The organism is Neokomagataea tanensis (assembly GCF_006542335.1).
GTDB classification, from domain to species: Bacteria; Pseudomonadota; Alphaproteobacteria; order Acetobacterales; family Acetobacteraceae; genus Gluconobacter; species Gluconobacter tanensis.
This window is the reverse complement of the sequence record NZ_CP032485.1, coordinates 2,148,251-2,168,470: the sequence shown is the minus strand read 5'-3', so window position 1 is coordinate 2,168,470 and position 20,220 is coordinate 2,148,251. Positions and strand designations below refer to the sequence as shown.

General features: G+C 45.4%; 15 protein-coding genes. 7 read left to right on the top strand and 8 right to left on the bottom strand.

Going from position 1 to position 20,220, the window contains the following annotated elements:
• Positions 1 to 77: 77 nt before the first annotated feature.
• The 4 genes from D5366_RS09785 to D5366_RS11810 form a co-directional block, all read right to left on the bottom strand.
• On the bottom strand, positions 78 to 1,241 hold the full coding sequence (locus D5366_RS09785) for a lactonase family protein (RefSeq protein ID WP_141493403.1): 1,164 nt from the start codon (positions 1,239 to 1,241) through the stop codon (positions 78 to 80).
• A 218-nt stretch (positions 1,242 to 1,459) separates the two neighbouring features.
• Positions 1,460 to 2,488 carry a methionine synthase gene (locus D5366_RS09780; RefSeq protein ID WP_141493401.1) on the bottom strand — a complete coding sequence of 343 codons (1,029 nt, stop codon included), beginning with the start codon at positions 2,486 to 2,488 and terminating at the stop codon, positions 1,460 to 1,462.
• Positions 2,489 to 2,516: 28 nt separating this feature from the next.
• Positions 2,517 to 3,494, bottom strand: coding sequence for a putative oxygenase MesX (locus tag D5366_RS09775; RefSeq protein ID WP_141493399.1), 978 nt, complete (start codon positions 3,492 to 3,494; stop codon positions 2,517 to 2,519).
• A 141-nt stretch (positions 3,495 to 3,635) separates the two neighbouring features.
• The gene (locus D5366_RS11810) at positions 3,636 to 3,800 is read right to left on the bottom strand and encodes a hypothetical protein (protein WP_170211078.1); all 165 of its coding nucleotides are present in this window, start codon (positions 3,798 to 3,800) and stop codon (positions 3,636 to 3,638) included.
• A 167-nt stretch (positions 3,801 to 3,967) separates the two neighbouring features.
• Between D5366_RS11810 and D5366_RS09770 the strand changes: the two genes are divergently transcribed.
• The 3 genes from D5366_RS09770 to D5366_RS09760 all read left to right on the top strand — a co-directional run bounded on the left by D5366_RS09770 (position 3,968) and on the right by D5366_RS09760 (position 7,484).
• A complete protein-coding gene (locus D5366_RS09770; protein WP_141493397.1) occupies positions 3,968 to 4,855 on the top strand; it encodes a LysR family transcriptional regulator in 888 nt (295 codons plus the stop codon).
• A gap of 361 nt (positions 4,856 to 5,216) precedes the next feature.
• On the top strand, positions 5,217 to 6,638 hold the full coding sequence (locus tag D5366_RS09765) for an MFS transporter (protein ID WP_141493395.1): 1,422 nt from the start codon (positions 5,217 to 5,219) through the stop codon (positions 6,636 to 6,638).
• A gap of 36 nt (positions 6,639 to 6,674) precedes the next feature.
• On the top strand, positions 6,675 to 7,484 hold the full coding sequence (locus D5366_RS09760) for a 2-keto-4-pentenoate hydratase (RefSeq protein ID WP_141493393.1): 810 nt from the start codon (positions 6,675 to 6,677) through the stop codon (positions 7,482 to 7,484).
• A 56-nt stretch (positions 7,485 to 7,540) separates the two neighbouring features.
• Here D5366_RS09760 and D5366_RS09755 read toward each other — a convergent pair whose 3' ends face one another.
• On the bottom strand, positions 7,541 to 8,599 hold the full coding sequence (locus D5366_RS09755) for a purine-nucleoside phosphorylase (protein ID WP_240775244.1): 1,059 nt from the start codon (positions 8,597 to 8,599) through the stop codon (positions 7,541 to 7,543).
• A 427-nt stretch (positions 8,600 to 9,026) separates the two neighbouring features.
• On the opposite strand from D5366_RS09755, the gene D5366_RS09750 reads away from it, so the two are divergent.
• Together D5366_RS09750 and D5366_RS09745 are read left to right on the top strand one after the other, a co-directional pair.
• Positions 9,027 to 10,538, top strand: coding sequence for an adenosine deaminase family protein (locus D5366_RS09750; protein ID WP_141493938.1), 1,512 nt, complete (start codon positions 9,027 to 9,029; stop codon positions 10,536 to 10,538).
• A gap of 23 nt (positions 10,539 to 10,561) precedes the next feature.
• Positions 10,562 to 11,629: a purine-nucleoside phosphorylase gene (locus D5366_RS09745; RefSeq protein WP_240775242.1), complete on the top strand. Its 1,068-nt coding sequence runs from the start codon at positions 10,562 to 10,564 to the stop codon at positions 11,627 to 11,629.
• A gap of 48 nt (positions 11,630 to 11,677) precedes the next feature.
• Here D5366_RS09745 and D5366_RS09740 read toward each other — a convergent pair whose 3' ends face one another.
• Positions 11,678 to 13,423, bottom strand: coding sequence for an alpha-amylase family glycosyl hydrolase (locus D5366_RS09740; RefSeq protein WP_170211077.1), 1,746 nt, complete (start codon positions 13,421 to 13,423; stop codon positions 11,678 to 11,680).
• A 398-nt stretch (positions 13,424 to 13,821) separates the two neighbouring features.
• Between D5366_RS09740 and D5366_RS09735 the strand changes: the two genes are divergently transcribed.
• Both D5366_RS09735 and D5366_RS09730 read left to right on the top strand, forming a co-directional pair.
• Positions 13,822 to 15,744 carry a S53 family peptidase gene (locus tag D5366_RS09735; RefSeq protein WP_141493389.1) on the top strand — a complete coding sequence of 641 codons (1,923 nt, stop codon included), beginning with the start codon at positions 13,822 to 13,824 and terminating at the stop codon, positions 15,742 to 15,744.
• A gap of 235 nt (positions 15,745 to 15,979) precedes the next feature.
• Positions 15,980 to 17,209 carry an SMP-30/gluconolactonase/LRE family protein gene (locus D5366_RS09730; RefSeq protein ID WP_141493387.1) on the top strand — a complete coding sequence of 410 codons (1,230 nt, stop codon included), beginning with the start codon at positions 15,980 to 15,982 and terminating at the stop codon, positions 17,207 to 17,209.
• A 49-nt stretch (positions 17,210 to 17,258) separates the two neighbouring features.
• Here the strand turns inward: D5366_RS09730 and arfB are convergent, their stop codons facing one another.
• Both arfB and D5366_RS09720 read right to left on the bottom strand, forming a co-directional pair.
• Positions 17,259 to 17,684 (bottom strand): alternative ribosome rescue aminoacyl-tRNA hydrolase ArfB, encoded by a 426-nt coding sequence (gene arfB / locus D5366_RS09725; protein ID WP_141493385.1) that lies wholly within the window; start codon positions 17,682 to 17,684, stop codon positions 17,259 to 17,261.
• A gap of 85 nt (positions 17,685 to 17,769) precedes the next feature.
• Complete coding sequence (locus D5366_RS09720; RefSeq protein WP_141493383.1) at positions 17,770 to 20,211, bottom strand: ABC transporter permease; 2,442 nt, start codon at positions 20,209 to 20,211, stop codon at positions 17,770 to 17,772.
• Positions 20,212 to 20,220: the final 9 nt, after the last annotated feature.

The window sequence follows — 20,220 nt, the reverse complement described above, 5'->3', positions numbered from 1 at the left end:
AATCAAGACCTTTCTTCTAGTCGTATCTTTATTTCTTTCTGGTGTTATATGTACGTATAAACGAAATAAAATTGATCCTATCTCGAGCGCTCTAAATTTGCCCCCGCACCTGGCAAGTCCGTATCTCCCAAAACACGAAGCTCTTTCCCGTTCCAGGACATTGTCCTTAATTTGTGATCTGCCCCCCCTTGAGAAAGGACTTCCTTTCCATCAGGCGAAAAGACTAGACCCTGTGGCCATAAAGGGCCAGGAGCTTGCGCCAATTGCTTTAAATGCCCCTTTTGTATTGCAAAGACAGTTACTATACCGCGAGCATTGTAGAGCGGTGAAGCATATGGCATCGCCGATCCGTTTTGCGAGACAACCGCTAAATAACGGCCGTCTGGTGAAATATCTGTCCCCTCAGGAGCATTTGGCACGGTGACACGGTCAGTTTCCTTTAATTCATGCGTCGTCAAATCAAAAAGCGCAATCGCACCGCTCTGCCCTGTACCATGCCCTAAAACGTTGACAGACATATAATGTCCATCGGGTGTGATACGCAGTGTCCAAGCACCCGGCGAAACACTTATGGGACTTGTGTCTAGCTTGATAGTGTTTCCATTAATTTTTAACGTGTAGATGCAATCACCTTTCCACATACTAAGAAACGCACGTCGACCGTCTGGTGCAAAAATAACACCGCCAACGAAGCCATCATCTACGGGTAACTTTAGACTATTTCCTGCACTTAAAAGGCCTTTATTGACCTGAAAATAGGTAATAGACCCGGATTTACCATTAGCAACTAAAAGAGTATTCCCATTTGGCGACAGTCGTAAAGTTGTTGCCCCGTAATCCGCTTGGACGGTCTGCACAATACGCATTGGCTTAGACCGAAGATCAATAACATTAATAATATTGTTGGGTACAATCTTTTTTTCTTGAGCATCTTGCTTAGCAGCTGAACTCGAATACGCGTAATGCCCATCAGGAGATATTGTCAAAGCTGTGGGAGGACCGACGACACTTGCCCCTGCCTCAATGCTTTCTACTACACTCCACAAGCCGTCCTTGCCTTTTTGAAGGCGACTAACCGTGTCCTCCAAAGGTTGAGTAGGAAGTATCTGAACACCGTTTTCTAGCTGAGTATGCCCATCGTTAGAAGACAAAACTGTTTGAGCATGAGCGTATGTTGCAATAGTTGGCAAGCACGAGAAGAAAAATAACCCCGCACAAAAACGAGGGTAGATGGAGGACATGTCAGATGCCTTGTCTAAACCAAAATCTTAAGAAGACAGGTCATATTTTTTTTAATTATACAAATAAACATGGCGTTACCGGCCTATAGCTCTTCATTTCTCAAACAAAAAAGCGCCCCAGAATCTGGGGCGCTTAAAATTCACACAGAGCGAGGAAACGACCTAAAGTAAATAGTCGCGCCTCGTCTTTGGCATTTTTTCAATCGCGTTCAACTGTCTCAGCCGCCAAGTTCAGCACGAACAATGGCAGCACCTGCGCTAAGAGCTTGCAACTTACCCCTCGCAACATTGCGCGATAACGGAGCCATTCCGCAGTTGGTGCAAGGCAGAAGCTTATCTGCGTCAACGAACTGAAGAACTTTGCGAAGCGTGTCTGCTACCTCTTCAGGTGTTTCGACCTTATTGCTGGCGACGTCGATAGCCCCGACCATCACCTTTTTACCTCGAATCAACTCGATCAAATCCATCGGAACATGAGAGTTTTGGCACTCCAGAGAAACCAGATCGATATTGGAAGTTTGGATTTTAGGGAAGATTTTTTCGTATTGGCTCCATCTAGAACCGAGAGACTTCTTCCAGTCAATATTTGCTTGGATGCCATATCCGTAGCAGATATGGACTGCTGTCTGGCATTTCAGTCCTTCAATTGCTCTCTCAAGGGTGGCTATGCCCCAGTCGTTCACCTCATCAAAAAACACATTAAAAGCTGGTTCATCGAACTGAATAATATCAACGCCAGCGGCTTCTAACTCTTTTGCCTCTTGGTTAAGAATTTTGGCAAATTCCCACGCGAGTTTTTCGCGGCTTTGATAATGACCGTCATACAGCGTATCAATCATGGTCATAGGCCCTGGAAGAGCCCATTTGATTGGGTTTTTAGTTTGCTTGCGCAAATACTTGGCGTCTTCAACGAAGACCGGCTTTGGACGAGCAACCGCATCTACAACAGATGGAACACTTGCGTCGTAACGGTCGCGGATTTTGACAGTCTTACGCTTTTCAAAATCAACACCGCTGAGGTGCTCAATAAAAGTTGTAACAAAATGCTGGCGCGTTTGTTCGCCATCACTGATAATATCGATACCTGCTTGGAGCTGCTCCGCTAGGGCAAGCGTTAAAGCATCCTGCTTGCCTTCGATCAGTTCATCACCTTCAAGCTTCCAAGGAGACCATAGCTTCTCTGGCTGGGCCAACCATGAAGGCTTGGGCAAACTTCCTGCTGTGGCTGTCGGCAATAACGTGTTCATCGTGACGATCCTTAGTTAAGTCAAACAATTAAGCAGAAAAGTTATTAGACCATTCAGTCAAAAGATCGAAGTGCAGGCCAATTAATTTTTCACCCGCAAAACGCCCCTGCTCGACAGCCAGCCGGCTGCGCTCCTCACGATCATAAACAACTTGAGTAAAGGAAAAATCTTTCTGCCCCAAGCTTGGCTGATACGTTGTACCTGCTGAAGCATTAGCGTTATAAATTTCTGGCCGATAGATCTTTTGAAAAGCTTCCATGGTGCTAATGGTACCAATGAGCTCTAGGTTAGTGTAATCATTTAACAAGTCACCAGAAAAATAAAATGCCAAGGGAGCAACACACCCCTTAGGCATAAAATAGCGAACCTTTAATCCCATCTTACCAAAATATATATCCGTTAAAGATTGGTCGTCATTCCTATATTCGTACCCTAGTATTGGGTGAACGTTCTCTGTTCTTTCATAAATTTTATTGCTTGATACACTAAGGCAAATAACAGGCGACTTCTTAAAATTATCGTTGTAAATGTCCGATGAAAGAAAACTCTTAAATAAGTTTCCGTGCAGATCACCATACCCTTCAGGAATAGAGAAATCAGACTTATCTTTGTTGTGGTCTAACAATAATACGCTGAAATCGTAGTCACGGATGTACGAAGAGAAATTATTTCCTACAATACCCTCAATACGAAGATTATTTTTTTTATCTATAATATTATTCTTTAAAATCTCAATAATAGGAAAACTCGTTTCCACACCTGTTATATTAAGACCAACAGAAACAATCTCGACCTCAACAGAATATCGATCGCCCTTAGGATTGTCCCAGTCCGCAAGGTTGTTAAAGCGGTTGTTTATCATCCGGAAAACATTCTGAAGATTTTCTTTGCGCCTCTCTCCCCGCGCCAAATTCGCAAAGTTTGTGGTGGCTCTTGTGCTGTCGGAGGGCTTATAATCTTCGTTAAAAGACAATTTTTTCAAACTGAATGTTAGCTTTTCACTCATTTTCTTATCACATCCCTTGCTACGTCTCATGAAAACTTGAGATGGTGTATACCCCGCTCAAAAGATGAATGAAAATGATTTTATTTCATAAATTCATGCAAGATTTTTATATATTGGCTGTGATCAACAAATAGCCAGTCATTAATAGTTAGCCCACGGCAAAGCGCAGCAAGGGCAATTTGTGTGCGGCAACTGCTCCGATGTAATAACCTCTTCATCACAAACAAAATTTTGACCATCATTCCGTGATGGAAGATTATTTTCTTCTTTTTTATTTAAGTATTTGTATTTATCTTCAATACTCACAAATCAACCCTCGTTCTGATCCGAAATTATTGTAATGATTTTAGCATATTTTTGAAAATTATGATATGCATTATTTAACATTTAAAAACATGACCCTTATTACTCCAAACACATTTTGATGTTAAGCTTAAAGCCACCATCTGAAGCTAACAAGGATCTACCTCGCAATGGGCGTCTTGGAGAGAAATCATCTGGACATTATCCGCGAGGTTGCACGCGAGGGGTCTTTGACGGCAGCAGGAAGCCGCCTACACCTAACCCAACCCGCCTTAAGCCACGCAATTCGCAAAATTGAAACTCAGTTGGGCGTAAAAATATGGCGCCGTGAGGGAAGAACGCTTGCCCTCACGCAGGCAGGAGAATGGTTGCTCTCACTATCGAACAGATTACTTCCTCAATTCGAACTAGCAGAGAAAAGATTAGAGCAATTTGGCAATGGAGAACGCGGTACACTACGGATAGGAATGGAGTGCCACCCTTGCTACCAGTGGCTTCTTAAAATTGTATCACCCTATCTTGAGCGGTGGCCTGAAGTAGACGTCGACGTAAGGCAAAAATTCCAGTTTGGTGGTATTGAAGCGCTCTTCAATAATGAAATCGACATCGTAGTCACGCCAGACCCATTGCATAAACCCGGTTTGAAGTTCACGCCTGTTTTTGATTACGAACTCGTTCTTGTTGTTAATGCTGAGCATCCTTTGCGAAATGCAAAATTTATCATGCCTGAACAACTTATTAGTGAAACACTTATAACGTATCCAGTACCTACAGAGCGCCTTGACATCTATACACAATTTTTACAACCGGCAGGCATAAGCCCACGTCAGCAAAAACCTATAGAAACCACAGATATCATGTTGATGATGGTAAAACATGGCCGCGGGGTGGCTGCCCTTCCACATTGGCTCGTAGATGAATACGCACAACGATTTGAACTTTATCCCCTCCGCTTAGGCCCTAAAGGTATCGCCAAACAAATCTTTCTCGGTAGACGTGAGACCGATGAAGAAATTCAATATTTATGGGATTTCATACAATATGCTGCCGAAGCTTAGAGTCTTTATAATTAATTGGTCTTTCAAAAATTTTTGATCCCCAATCAACAAAGTTCGATAAAATTTCCCGCAATCTTAAATACCCCCATCCGGTAAGGAAGACGCCCATATTTCATTGCAATTTAGGTCATTTTATTAATCTCGCACATCAATATGTGAACCCTTAATATTTTTTGACGTGGTAATCATGCCCTACCCGCTTCTTTAGCGATAAAGTATGGAAATGCCACAATGCCTCACGCTCAGTCCCCTCCGAGAACAATCCCCAAACCAATTACACAGCTTCTCCATTTTATCACGCAATACTAGCCGTCATGCTCAAGACTTAGGCTAGTCGGCGTTAAGTAAGGGCGAACCTCCCATGAGCATCTCCTCTTCGCTCAACGTGTCACTCCCCTCACCCGATCAAGAGTGTCAATCAAGCAAATCTTCTGATCATCATACGCCTATGCCCCTAGCCGAATTGCGACGCACCGCTTGGACATGCTCTATCGGCAGCGCCATGGAATATTACGATTTTGCTCTTTATTCCCTCGCTGCGGCACTGGTTTTTGGGCCTCTTTTCTTCCCCAGTAGCATACCAAGCATGGGTTTGGTGGCGAGTTTCGCGACCTACTTCATAGGCTTTGCCGTGCGCCCTATTGGCGGAATCATATTTGGACGACTAGGAGATAAGGTTGGCCGTAAAATCGTCCTACTCATGACCGTAACACTGATGGGCTTCGCCAGCGCGGGCATTGGTCTAATTCCATCATACGCCCATATCGGCATAGCCGCCCCCTTGCTTCTTATCACTATGCGCATTTTACAAGGGCTTGGTGCAGGAGCAGAGCAAGCAGGGGCAGCAGTCATGATGACTGAATGCGCTCCCAAAGGACGAAGAGGTTATTTTGCGGCCCTACCGTTTTTGGGTATTCAAATGGGCACGGTTGCAGCTGGCCTAATATATTTTTTCATGCTGGTCGGCGTTCCGAATATCGCCGATACTTGGCTGTGGCGTTTACCGTTTCTCTTTAGCCTTTTGTTATTAGTCATCGCCATATATATGCGCTTGCACTTAAAAGAATCACCTACATTTCATAAAACGAAAAATGTAGATGAAAGCGCACCGCGCCAGCAGCGCTCTCTGCGTGAAATCTTAACTGCATCATGGAGACCAATCCTTGGCGGCCTAGGCTTGCGCATGGCAGAAAACGGCGGTTCATCCATTTATCAGGTATTGGCGATTAGTTACCTCGTACACACTGTGGGAATGGGAGGGCGTTGGGGAACCCTAGCCCTTATCGGCGCGGCTTTTGTCGGGGCGGTCACCATACCCGGTGCCGGTTACTTAAGCGATCGTTATGGACGCACACGAGTATATAGAGGATTTGCCATTCTACAGGCCGTCACAGCCGTACCCGTTTGGTATATTTTCAGCCAAGGAAATCCTGTTTTTTCTTTGGTTGCCCTTGCTGTTGCACTCGGTATAGCCACTTGGGGAATGTTTGGCACGCAAGGCGCATTTCTTCCCGAAATGTTTGGCGCGTACCACCGCTATACTGCTGTCTCTTTTACACGTGAGTTTTCGTCAGTCATCGCTGGCGGAATTTCTCCCATGGTTGGAGAGGCGCTAATAGCTTTATTCTCCCGCTTTCACATAGGTGGAGTACAGACTGGTTTATATGCCTGGATACCACTTTCATTATACGTCGTTTTTCTCTCTTTATTAGCTATAGTAGCGACGTTTTATATTCCGGAAACTCGGGACCGAGACCTTTCGGCCGAAGAGGACAGTTTTTAGCCCCTCACTAACCCCGATTTTTACGTAGGTGCTTTTATGACCAATACAAATAACCCCATCTCACCTGATGCTCTTGAAGGTAGCCTCACTTTACAATCTTGTGCATCCGCCTTGCTCAAAGCACGCGCAATCCACGAACTGCTACCATCAACGCCGTTTCCCAACGGACCAGAAACAACTGAAGAAGCATATGCTATCCAACGAAAGGTAGCATTAGCACTGACGGGTACTCTTGGCCTGGTCTGCGGCTGGAAAGTTGGCGCGCCATCCCCCACAGCAGAGCCGTCTTGTGCCCCTTTGCATGCGGCAACGATCTTTAAAGGCGAAACAACCCTCCCGCAAAATATGTGCCATTTTTACGGTATTGAGGCTGAGATTGTTTACCGCATAGGTAAAAATCTTCCCCCTCAGAATACCCTTTGGAGCCACGAAGACGCATTAAACGCAATAGAAAGTGTTCATCCGGGCATTGAGATTTTTGACACGCGATTTGGCGCAGTCGGATCGCAAACCCCTTTTCTTCACCTAGCGGATCAAGGAAACCACGGCGCTCTGATCTATGGGGACGCTATGACTAACTGGGCCTCCCTTAACCCTGTAGAAGAGCCCGTGCAGCTTACAATAGACGATACAATTGTTGCCGAACACGATGGCGGCAACTCTGCCGGAGATCCCATACGGATGCTCATATGGCTTGCACAACATGCGGAAAAACAAGGCTTTCCTCTTAAAGAGGGAGACATAATAACAACGGGATCAACCACAGGAACTATCTTTGCAGATAGCGGCAGCAAAGCAAAAGCAGTCTTTGCTTCACTCGGGGGCATCAAGGTTAATCTTCCTTAAAACATATCAATATAATATCCGGCAATTATTTAAAAATAATTGCCGGAATAAAATTCTTACTTAGGCGTATTATTTTTATATTTATCCCAGTTTTTCACAATTTCTCTAACAACTGGTCCACCAACTTTATATGTAGCCTCAATCGAAGCCGCCAAACCGGGATAAGCCGTCTCTTGGCTCTCCGTCTCTAACATAGAAGCCGCACTCAGACCTGGCGACGGCATATCGTAATTGCTTGCCGTACGAAGAACTAAAATACGGCGCATATCAACACGGCCTGTTGGGGCCTCAGTTGCTAAGGCTTGCATAAAGCCTAAATCTTCTTCAGCGGTCGTCGCCATCACCCCTTTGCCTTCAGTCCAGTAGTTCACCCAGCGCTCTGCCCAAGCATTCATGAGGCGCCCTGTCCAAAAGGTAGGACTTGCGATCACATCACCCTGCTGAACGCTCGGAGGCGCGAGAGCTTTAGGGTAACCAACGTATTTTTCCCGCTCAGCTTTGAGTCCTTGATTGTCAGAAAGTTGGATATCCTTCGTCAGTCGGAATGCCCACTGTAATAGATCGGGATCAACGGAATAGGCTTGATTACCCCAATTTGAATGAAGCTGAGGAACGGGGCGCGTGTCAGGTTTTTCTCCCGCGATGGGTGTGTAACCGTCTGGCCAATCTTTCGGAATTTCTCTGGAATCTATTTGGTGCGACAACCCTCCATTAATAATATTGGGAGCCCACACAGCAGATCCAACGGAACCAAAATTTGGGTCAATGCCACCTATTCCCGCCAGCAGAAAATACGCATGGCTGAGATCAAAACGTGGGTCCGTTAACAAGGCAGTCATCGTAGCTGATGCATGCTCAGGCCCTTCCCCCGTGACAACCCCGAGCACTTTCATTGCGGGGTTGTAGCGCATGTGCCCATAAAATGTCCCCGGAGCAGGGATAGACTGAGGCAATGGTAATTTTTCTACCCAGTTTTGAAATTCGCCGGCACGATCTCCCTGATCGGCGCCAAACTCAAATGTTGCGACAACAACAACTTTAACGGGTATTGGCGCAGCCCAAACATGGCCCGATACCATCAAACCAACTAGGCTCAAAAACTTAAGATAACGCACTCAAAAACTCCGATACATCTCTTGCAATAAAAACATCTAAGAGAATATTGATGATAAATATTTCGTATTATTAATATTTTTTCAAGCAGAAAACTATTTAAGCTGAATTTTTGTATATAGTTTGTATTTTAGGAATAATTTTCAAAATATTGTTTTAAATATAAAAAACGAAAATATATACTCTATAAATTTATAATTAATTAATAACTATACTAAATTAATAATTAGCATAGTTATTTACATCTTTTTTTAGATCAACAAATTTATCTACCTACACAACGATGTATTGTTAATTTAATATTGCCGTTTTTTATTATAAAATACCAACATAATTATTTAGAAAACTTAAAAAGTTGGAATTTATTAAGATACTCAAACCAGAACATTTTATTGCGCCGATAGAAGAGACGCATTACGAATGACAGGCATGAAAAACTTAAAAACTTCAACTCTTTTTTTCTGCGCTTTGTCTCTGGCGTTAGTCACAGATAAAGGTTTGGCTCAAACCCAAAAAATTGAGAAAATCTACAACAGCATTCGTCATGATCCTGTCCAATTGGGTATGTTCCTCCAACATTTCCCAAAAGGCGCCGATCTTCACCTGCATTTATCGGGGGCAGTCTATGCTGAAAGCTTGATAGAATGGGCAGCACAGGACGGGATGTGTTTTTCCACCAAAACTTTAGATATCTTGGGCCATCCATGTACAACAGGTCAAACTGACGAGCACCCAGCCTCGGCATTACAAAACAACGAGCTGCTCAGAAACATCGCCATTGATGCTCTCTCTATGCGCGATTTTGTACCTGACCCCATTGACCGCTCCGGCCATGACCATTTTTTTGCAACATTTGAGCATTTTGACGCCTTGGAAAAAGATCATCAAGGCGACATGCTTGCTGAAGTCATGGACCGAGCCGCTGACAACCATATCACTTATATTGAACCCATGATTTCACCTGCTTTAGGTAAATTTATTCAAGAAGGCTTCCGCCACCCCCTCAAGGGGCAAGATTTCTCCACAGCACATCAACAACTTCAACCCGATATATCTACTCTTGTGAATGAGGCAAAAAGCGCAACTGATTCAATGGAGCGCAAAGCACATACACTACTTAAATGCGGCACACCTCAGGCGCATCCCGGCTGCGCAGTTTCAGTCCGCTACTTGTACCAAACTTTGCGCACGCTTCCACCACAAGCCGTATATGCACAGCTCGAAGGTGGTTATGCATTGGTGAAATCAGATCCGCGCTTTGTTGGTATTAATATTGTAGCTCCAGAAGATGATGCCGTTGCACTTCGCGATTACAGTCTACACATGGCCATGTTTAACTACCTTAACCAAATAATACCCGATGTTAACTTAAGCCTACACGCAGGTGAACTCACGGACCAACTTGTCCCGCCAGAAGAATTAAAAAGCCATATTAGGCAAGCTGTAGAAATAGCAGGCGCCAAACGCATAGGCCATGGTGTTGATATTGCATATGAGAGCGATGCTGATCAGCTTATGCTCGAAATGTCCAAGAAACACATAATGGTAGAGATCAATTTGAGCAGCAATGAACAAATACTGGGCATTAAAGGTGATTTTCACCCCTTCAGACTGTACCAAAAATATAATGTCCCTCTTTCATTATCAACCGACGACGAAGGTGTTTCACGAGGGAACCTGACAAAGGAATACACTCGTGCGGCCCTAACCTATAACTTAGATTACGCTGATTTAAAGCGCTTATCTCGGACAGGCTTGGAATATGCATTCCTGCCGGGAGAAAGTCTGTGGCAAGACCACACTATTGGTAAAATGATAAAAGCTTGTTCTGCCGATTTACTAAGCCCAGCATGCCGTACATTTGTACGCGCAAGCGATAAAGCCAGCGCACAGTGGTCGCTTGAACGGCAGTTCCAAGCCTTTGAAAGCAGTTTTAACTAAGACGATTTTTAAGGACTTTCCCAGTGTTAAAATGGCATAACTTTGCTTATTTCTTTGCAAGTATTCTACCCTTTCTTACACCCGATTTGTGCCATGCACAAACGCCTTGGCCAGTAAGAGTTGTAATCGTAACGACTTTCGAGAACGGTGCCGACAAAGGCGACAAACCCGGCGAGCTTCAACTCTGGGCCGAGCGCGAGCATCTGACCGAGACTATCTCCTTCCCGGGTAACGAACATCCAATTTTGAGTAATCCAGAGCATACCGAAATAGCCATTGTGACTGGTATGTCTCTCGTTAACGCGGGTCCGTCTGTAATGGCCCTTGGAACAGACCCGCGCTTTGACCTTACCCACTCTTATTGGCTGGTAGCAGGCATAGCGGGCATCGATCCAAAGATCGCCCCTTTAGGTTCCGCTGCTTGGGCACGCTACGTTATCAATGATGTCGCACAGTCTATTGATAGCCGCGAAATCCCAAAAGACTGGCCTTATGGCATCTATCCTGCGGGAGCCAAACGGCCCGCCTCCCTAAATGGAGCAGACGTACACTACGGACCGAACGCACCCTACCCCATCGTATTTCCTTTAAATGCCCAATTAGCGCACTGGGCCTTTGAGGAGACCAAACAGGTTCCTCTCATGGATACCCCCGAAATGCGAGCCTACTCAGCGGGATGGTCTTCCTATGAAGCAACCAAAGGAAAACCAAAGGTCATAGAGGGTGACAGCTTTGCATCCGACCTCTATTGGCATGGAAATTACTTGAACCAATACGCCCGTGACTGGGTAAAAATGTTTACAGCTGGCAAAGGGATTTTTGCCATGAGTAATATGGAAGATTCCGCAATCGCTGCCTCCATGGTCCGCCTTGATCATATGCATAAAGCCGATTTCAAACGCTTAATGATATTACGGACAGCCTCCAATTACACAGTTCCACCAACCGGGAAGAAAGCCTACCAAAGCGTAGAGGAGAAATACCCTGATGAAGGCTTGCCCGCCTACGATGCTGCGTGGCATGTAGGCAGTATTATTACTCATAAAATTATGAATAACTGGGATACATTTAAAGATAATGTACCCGATTAAAAAAACAACGACGCAAAGTTTTATCTTTGCGTCGTTCATAAAAACAAACTATTTCTCTGATAAATCTAAAATCATAGCCCCATATGGCGGGATCAAATATCCATCTTTAGAACTGACATCCCCTACAAAACTTTGCAAAACTACTTTCCCCTTAGCAGGAACCGCCAATTGTTGAGGTTGGGAAGAGAAGTTTGTAGCAACAAGCATACGGCTTCCATCATACGTTCTGTAAAAAGATAGTATCTGTGGATTTCCGCTCTCTATTACATCTTGATTTCCATAGCGTATAACATCGTTCGTATTTTTTAATTTAATTAAAGATTTATACCAATTAAACATCGAATTGGGATCAAGCTTTTCAGCTTGTACGTTTACGCTCGTATAAGAAGTTCCTACAGGTAACCAAGTCTTTTTAGCGTTACTAAACCCTGCATTGAGTGACGTATCCCATTGCATTGGCGTCCGCTCGGCATCCCGCCCCTTATCTTTAGGCCAGCCCGCACGCCCCTCCGGGTCTTGCACATCTTCTACCCTTTGGGGGGTATTAGTCGTCATGCCAATCTCGTCCCCGTAATACATCAATACCGATGAACGGGAGGCAAGAAGAACGGTAGCCAGCATCTTTTGTATATCGGCACAATTAGCAAAAGGAGCTGCCCCGAAGTCTTTAGAGCAAAAACGATCCGCCCTTAAATTATCATGATTATCAATGACTAATAACGGCTCATTCCCATGGATTTTTGTTGAAACTTCTGACAAATTTTTACGCCATAAATTTACATCTAGATGAACAAAATTATTATCTTTATCTTGGATTCCTAAAATAACGTCCATAGGCAATTGGAGTTCGTCTTTCTTTGCTCCACCATACCATTCATCGAGACCGTTAATATCCATCCCATAAGTTTCTCCGATCAAAACGCGAGAACCAGGATAACTATCAAATAATTTACGAATATCGCGCATTAATGGATGGAGTTCGGGCTGATACCCTTGCAATACCTGACTGGTAGCATTCTCTCCGAATGCGTCTTTTGTAATTTTACCGTTTTTATCAAGTAGCAGAGGTTCGTCTTTAAGTGTCGGATCTTCATAAAGCATGAAAATTGAATCAAGCCGAACCCCATCAACTCCACGATCCAGCCAAAATCGCATGACATCAAACATGGTCGTTTTAACGTCAGGGTTATGCCAGTTTAGGTCCGGTTGTTCTTTTGTATAACCATGGTAGTAGAACTGCTTTCGCGGTTCGCTATACGTCCACGCACTATGTCCAAACCAGTTCTGCCAATTATTCGGTGGAATAGGCTTGCCAGCCTTATCGTATCCTTTGGGATCGACCCATATGTAATAATTCGATTTCGGATTATTTTTACTTTTTTTAGACTCTAAAAACCACGGGTTCTGATCGCTTGTTTGGTTTAAAACCAAATCAATAATGACTTTAATATTGCGTTTTTTAGCCTCCGATATAAGCCGGTCAAAATCCTTTAAATTGCCGTAACTTGGGCTAATATTTTTATAATCAGATATATCGTAACCAAAATCGACTTCCGGAGAAACATATATAGGCGTAAGCCATATTGCCGTAGCTCCAAGATTTTTTATGTGGTCCAATCTCGCTGAGATACCGTTTAAATCTCCTAACCCTGTTCCTTTAGAATCTTGGAACGAACGGGGATATATCTCATAAATAGTGGCACTTTCCCACCAAGGATGGGAATTTTTTAGGGCCTGCGCTGGTGCCAAAGACAAAAGACCTGCCGCCAATAAACTCGCCATACTTTTTTTCATCGGATCATCCATCTAAAGTAGATAATATACGGTATCCCAAACAAATTATCATTTCAATATCGCAATATGATTCGCAAAGCATTCATTGTTCTGGGCCTAATATTTACGTTCCAAAAACGCTAAATTTTAGATATGTTATAGCATTCTATTGTATTGATAAATATTTACACTCTTTAACACCCACCAAGAAGGAAAAAGATCAATAATTTATTTAAATCAATACGTTATAGAAATATATAACATTCGAAAATAGGTTATTAAATATAAATATATTACAATTTGCATCAAAATGACGTCTTTTTGTATAAATGTTTCTTGACTGAAATATGCCCTGACACAAAGAATACTCTCGTCACGTGCACACTGACTCGTCAAAATCCAATCGGAAAGAGGCACCAATGCAAAAAGCCTTTCGTAACTTCCTCGCATATGTTGGACTAATCGGAGCGGGTGTGCATTGTGCTTGCGCTGCTTCGGTCGGAACAGACCTGAAAACATCAGAGGTTGCACCAGCTAATGCTGCTGTGCATTTCGATGTTACGCTCCCCCTTAGAGATTCTGCAGGTCTCTCCGCACTTGTGCAAAAATTACATGATCCATCCTCACCTGAATATCACCACTGGCTCAAGCCATCTGAAGTTTTAGAGCGCTTTGGTCCCTCCCCTTATAGTCTTGCAAAAGCAAAAGCCGCTTTGCTTGCGCGTGGTTTCAACGTTGAGCAAGAGGGACGTACTTTCCACATCACAGGCCGTGCCGCTCACGTTAGCTCAACTTTGGCCACCTCATTAAAGGTGAAAACACTCAGTTCCGGGCAAACGCACCTTTACACTGCCCAAAAGCCATCATTACCTACAGACCTAGGAGATGGCGCAATTCTCACAGGTTTGAGCGCTCATGAACATGTTGCACATCCTTTCCTGCAACATGTGAAATTACCCGCGAGTGTAAATAATCCCCTCAATCGTTACTCCACAACCGGTACTTATTGGTTTACGGACCTCAAGCAGGCCTATGGCTATCCTGCGTATAACGCAACGGCGCAAACGCGTAATGGCGTACAAAAGCTGGACGGACGAGGCGCAACAATAGCTATTTTGATGTCATCTGACGTGTTGGACAGTGACATCGAAGCAATGTTCACACATGAAAAATTTAAAGAAAAAGCCGGCCTCTCAGCTAACCCAAAACTTGCTGGCCGCGTTGCCGTTGATGGCGGGGCAACAACCAGCAGTTCAGCCCTTGATGAAGCCTCGCTCGACGTTCAACAAGCACTCGGCGGCGCCCCTGGAGCCAACGTAATACTCTACACCGTGCCTGACTTATCTGACACACACATCATTGACGGTTACACCAAAATTATCAATGACAACAAAGCCGATGTTGTGTCCTCTTCGTTCGGTGGTTGCGAACTGTTCTACACAGCGGCTTACAACGAGGGTGTAGACCAAACACAGACGCTCAACCTTGAGCACGAGCTCTTCCTACAAGGAAATGCACAAGGAATAACCTTTTTGGCATCGTCAGGTGATGAGTCAGGTTTGGAATGCCCCAACCTTGCCTACCTAAACGGTGAGAACGGTCAGTTTGTGCCAAGCGTTTCTACCCCCGCGGCTGACCCAAATGTCACGGCCGTGGGTGGTACAAACCTCGTCACGGCTTCCTCTACAGGCTCGCTGAGTTCTGCTTACCTACGCGAAAATGCTTACGCAGACCCAGAAAGCCCATACGATCCTGATAGCGTCGGCGCTAATGCTTCCGGCGGATACTGGGGCGCAGGCGGTGGCGTATCCACCATTTTCGCGGCACCAAGCTATCAAAGCGGTATTGGCATCAACACAGGATCGACATCCAACCGCGCCTTGCCAGATATCGGCATGCAAGTGGGCGGATGCCCGGGCCTAGCAGAGACGCCTTGCAACGGTGGCAACACCGCAGCAGAAGGTAATGGAAATTCTGAACGCTCTTCAGTCGTTGTCTATATTCAAGGCCAGCCATCTGGCTTGATTGGAACTTCTGTAGCATCTCCAGAATTCTCATCCGTCGTAGCGCTTTTAGTCGAGAAGTCTGGTCGGCAAGGCAATCTGAACTCCTACATTTACCAGCTTGGGCACAAACAATCACTTGCCACAAGCAGTGCTAATGCAGCCTTCCATCGCAGCATCCCTGGATACAATGGCGTTGTTACGAACAGCCAACCCAAGCAATCAGGTAATGCCTACTTTAACTACACCGTAGGAAATGGAACCCCGATTGTGAAAAACTTCATCGGCGCATACACCACGCCAGCCGCTGGAGCACCACAATCCGCCACCAACCCGTAAGATATATGGCCCATCCCTCATTAGGGCTGGGCCACAATCGCTAATTTGTCAAAATTTCTGCGCTCGGAAACACCCATGTTCCGAGCGTTTTATTATGTAACGTTCATTTTATTGTAATTTTGAAAAATACATTTCGCCAAGCTACTCCAATTTATCGGGAACTATCTCCACAAATATTTGATTTGTAAAAGATATAATCTTTTTTAAAGATACCTCCCTCAATTGGAGATCGTCGATGGCACGCTCAAAACAAGATACACCAATCAACTCTCATAAGCCTACCGCCCTCCTTACTAGACGCTCTGTATTTTCAACAGCCTTGGGCGCGACATGTCTGGCTGTGGCATCATCTGCAAAAGCTGCCAAAAATGATGAAATCGTCGATCCACCGAGCGTAGTAACTTCTCCTCCGCGTGAATGGGGGCCAAAAGCCGGGCCGAGTTACCTTCCTGACCCTGACGTAATTGCTATTGACCCGTCATTCCGCGATTTAACCTATTTCGCGGCTCCCATCCGACGCGTTTGGGACAAAGGCGGCTGGCTAGAAGGGCCTGCTTGGAGTAGCGAAGGTCGTTTTTTACTCATTAGCGACGTCATACAATCTCGCATTCTTCGCTATACATGGGAAACAGGGGAAATCACCGATTTCAGACCCGACGGCTACGCTGTTAACGGCAATTGTTTTGATTTCGACGGCCGATTAGTCGGATGCGAAGATTTCTTCAGGCGCGTCGTACGGTGGGAACATGACGGCAGTACGAAAGTCTTGGCCGATAGCTTTGAAGGCAAAGGCCTGAACTCTCCTAACGACATCGTCCCACATCCTGACGGCAGCCTTTGGTTTACTGACCCCGGCTATGGCACCAACATCACAGAAGGTCACGCCGATGAACCTGGCGGCCCAACCAATCCGGACGGCACTATCCGCTGGAAAATTGGCCGCGAATTAACCGGCGAAATCGGCGGCACCAAGCGGCAACAGGACCACGTATTTAGAATAGCCCCAGACGGCACATTAAAGGCCGTTTTGTTTGAAAAAGACTTACTCGATCCAAACGGCCTATGCTTTTCAACAGATTACAAGAAACTTTATATTGCATCGACTGCTAAGGGCCCTGGACAAAAAATCGGCGGCGATCAGGCCATACACGTCTATGACGTGAACGATGGCTCTCTCAGCAATGGCCGAATTTTTGCGGATATGAAGGTCGGCAACATACAACTACACCCTGACGGCCTGCGCGCTGACGTTTTCGGCAATTTATGGTGTGGAGCTTCTGGCCCGCTCGGAATGTGCGGAGTACTCGTATTTAACCCTTCCGGCAAACTGATTGGGCGTATCCGCCTGCCGCAGGGCTGCTCAAATCTAACATTTGGTGGCCCGAAACGAGATCACTTGTTTATGTGTGCTGCAGGCTCCTTATTTGTACTTCAGCTTGGCGTACAAGGCTTTGCCCCCTCCTGAGCAGTATTTTATCGTGCATTTGCATGCCCCTCTAAGCATGCAAATGCACCTACTCATCGAAGCGAAAACGCCTGTTCTTTTTTACTGCCGAGCGATGCGTTTTTCCTTCTAAGCGCCTCTGCCGAGATCCTTTCGTCGGGCGAGTTGGCACTCTAAACTCCCTCTTCTGTGCAGCTTCCACAATTAACGAGGCTAGGCGCTCCAACACATCTTCTTTATTCCGGACTTGAGAGCGGAAACGACGGCCCGTGAGAACTATTTCACCATTTACCGTAACCCGACTACCTGCAACTTCGAGTAACCGCTGTTTCACACGGTCTGATAACCCCTTGGCCATGTGAACATTAAACCGCAATTGGGCTGCTGTCGCCACTTTATTGACATTCTGTCCACCTGCCCCAGTAGACAAAATGTAAGTGATGGACGTTTCGTTTTCATAGAAGCCAAAATGAGGTGTAACTGAACGGTAAGTCATAGAGAAATTTTAAGAGGAGCTACTTATTTTTACAACTCCGCCCTTTGCGCTCGCCGAAAACACAAAGGGTAGAGTCCGCATTTAATTATCGATCAACCGACAATATTTCGCTCGGAGTTTGGCGTGCCGCACGAAAAACTTGTACAAAGATAGTCAAAATTGCAATCAAAAAAGTCAAAAACGTTATTTCAACAAAGGGTCTAAAACTAAGATTTATTCTATTTGAAAACAGCGATAGCCACTCTCCCATTAACACCAATGATATAGGCCACGCGATTAATGTTGCTATGAAAATAGGCTTTAAAAAATCAAACATTAACTTATGAATAATATCTTTTTGGCTTGCACCTAACACTTTACGAATACCAATCTCCTGCTGCCTACGAAAAACGTAGAAAGACGAGAGCCCGTAAAGTCCGAGACAAGCAATACCAATCGCCACGCTCGCACCAATAGCAAAGAGATTACCGCGGTTTCTATCTGGCGCAGCATCTGCCGCGAAAATATCGGCTACACTCTCCGCTGAAAACCCTGCATCCGGCGCAACCTCACGCCATGCCGCTTTTAAACGATCCATCATCACGTTTTGAGGCGTGTGATTATACCGGATAATAGCCCCAGCATAGTCCAAAGGATCATTCGTTCCAAAGTACACAACTGCAGGCATACGACTTTGTGCAGAACGAAACTGAATATCTTCTACAACACCAATAATATGGTGCATGTGGCCATTCGTGCCATTAAAGACAGAGTGAATACTGGCTCCAATAGCTTGTTCTGGTGTCGAAAAACCAAAGTCCTTAGCCGCACGGCGTGATATAATCACATTCCATTCGGCAGCCTGAGAGTCTGGCGTCGTAACGGAATAATCCATCCCATGTTGCGTATCAAAAAAACGTCCCGCAAGTAGATGCGCGTTTAAAGCCTCAAAATACCCAATAGTCGCACTACCGTATCCCATATTATGCTTATCAACATGCCCCGTCAGCACCCAATCCATATTATTTACAAGATTATGCGGATAAATGTCAGTGCGCGTCGCAACCGTAACCCCCGGCACAGCCGCCAGTCGCGTTATGATTTCTTTTTGTCTCGGTTTAAGATCTTGATTAATCAACGAATGAATGACAATCAGCCCATCGCGCGGTAACCCTTGGTCCATATGCTCTATGTAAGACGCTTGGGAGAGCATCACCATCGTGCAAATACCCAGCACCAAGGCAAAACCAAACTGCCCAACCACCAGCGCAGAGCGCACAGCACTTTCCAACCGCCCGCCAGACGGCGTCTTGCTGCTTGCTAACACCAAAGACGGCCTGTAACCCGACAAAACAATCGCCGGATAAAACCCTGCAATAATTGTTGTGACCAAAACAACCACTGCCAACATCGGCAAAATAAACGGCCAATCCATCCACAAGGCCCAGCCACCCCACGCATTCACCCAATGCAACGCCATTTCGGTCATGGCCGCACTGATGGCCACCGCAATTAAGACCAAAACCAGTGCCTCACACATGAATTGCAGAACTAACGCCCCGCGCGTGGCTCCCAGAACCTTGCGCATCGCCACTTCACGCGCACGCAAAACCGAGCGGGATGTCGCTAAATTCACATAATTAATCACCGCTGTCGCTAAGGCCGCGCAACCGATCAGCCCCAAAATATGAACCAGAGATTGGCTATTTCCGCCTTCACCAATCGCCGCATTATGAAAATGAACTTTTGGGAGCGGAATAAGCTCTAAATTACCGTCTCCAAATGATTCTTTGATCATTCCGGCCGTCCAGTTTCCTGGATGGCGCGGGACATAATGCTTTAAACCTTCATCAACCCGCGCTTGATCCTGCGGATGCACAAGACGCACCCACAGTGTTCCCCAACCAGAACCCCAATTTGTAAACGCCATTTGTGAAAACCATGCGGTTGGTGTGAGTTCAATAAAATCAAAACTCATGGTGCGGTTGGCAGGCGGCGTCGCCAACACTCCCGACACAACGGCATCAGTCTTTCCATTATCAATGCGCACTGTTTTGCCCAACGCATTGGTCGTGCCAAAATATTTGCGCGCCATGTCTTGAGAAATCACCACCTTGCCGGGGCCGTCCAAAGCAGTATTCTTGTCCCCCACCAGCAAATTAAGGTCAAAAACGGAAAAGAAATCTTTATCCGTCAAAGTGACTTTTTCTTGCCCAATCTCCTCCCCTGAACGTACCGTCAAAGGAATCTGCATTGCATAGACTGCTGCTTTTATTTCAGGAAAATCCTGCTTCAAAAAGGGAAACGGGACAAAACTCACATAAGAAGATTCCTCGACCGCTTGCTGCGGCACGTTAGAAATTTCATCGACCTGATAAATCTGCTCCGCATGCGGCAAACTGACATCATAACTCCCCTCATAATGCACAATCAGCGCCATCACGAGGAATACAGATACACCTAAAGCGAGGCCCAAAATATTAATCGCGGCATAACGCTTTTGATGCATTAATGTGCGGTACACACTCTTAAAAACGGCACTCAACATCGTTCTCTT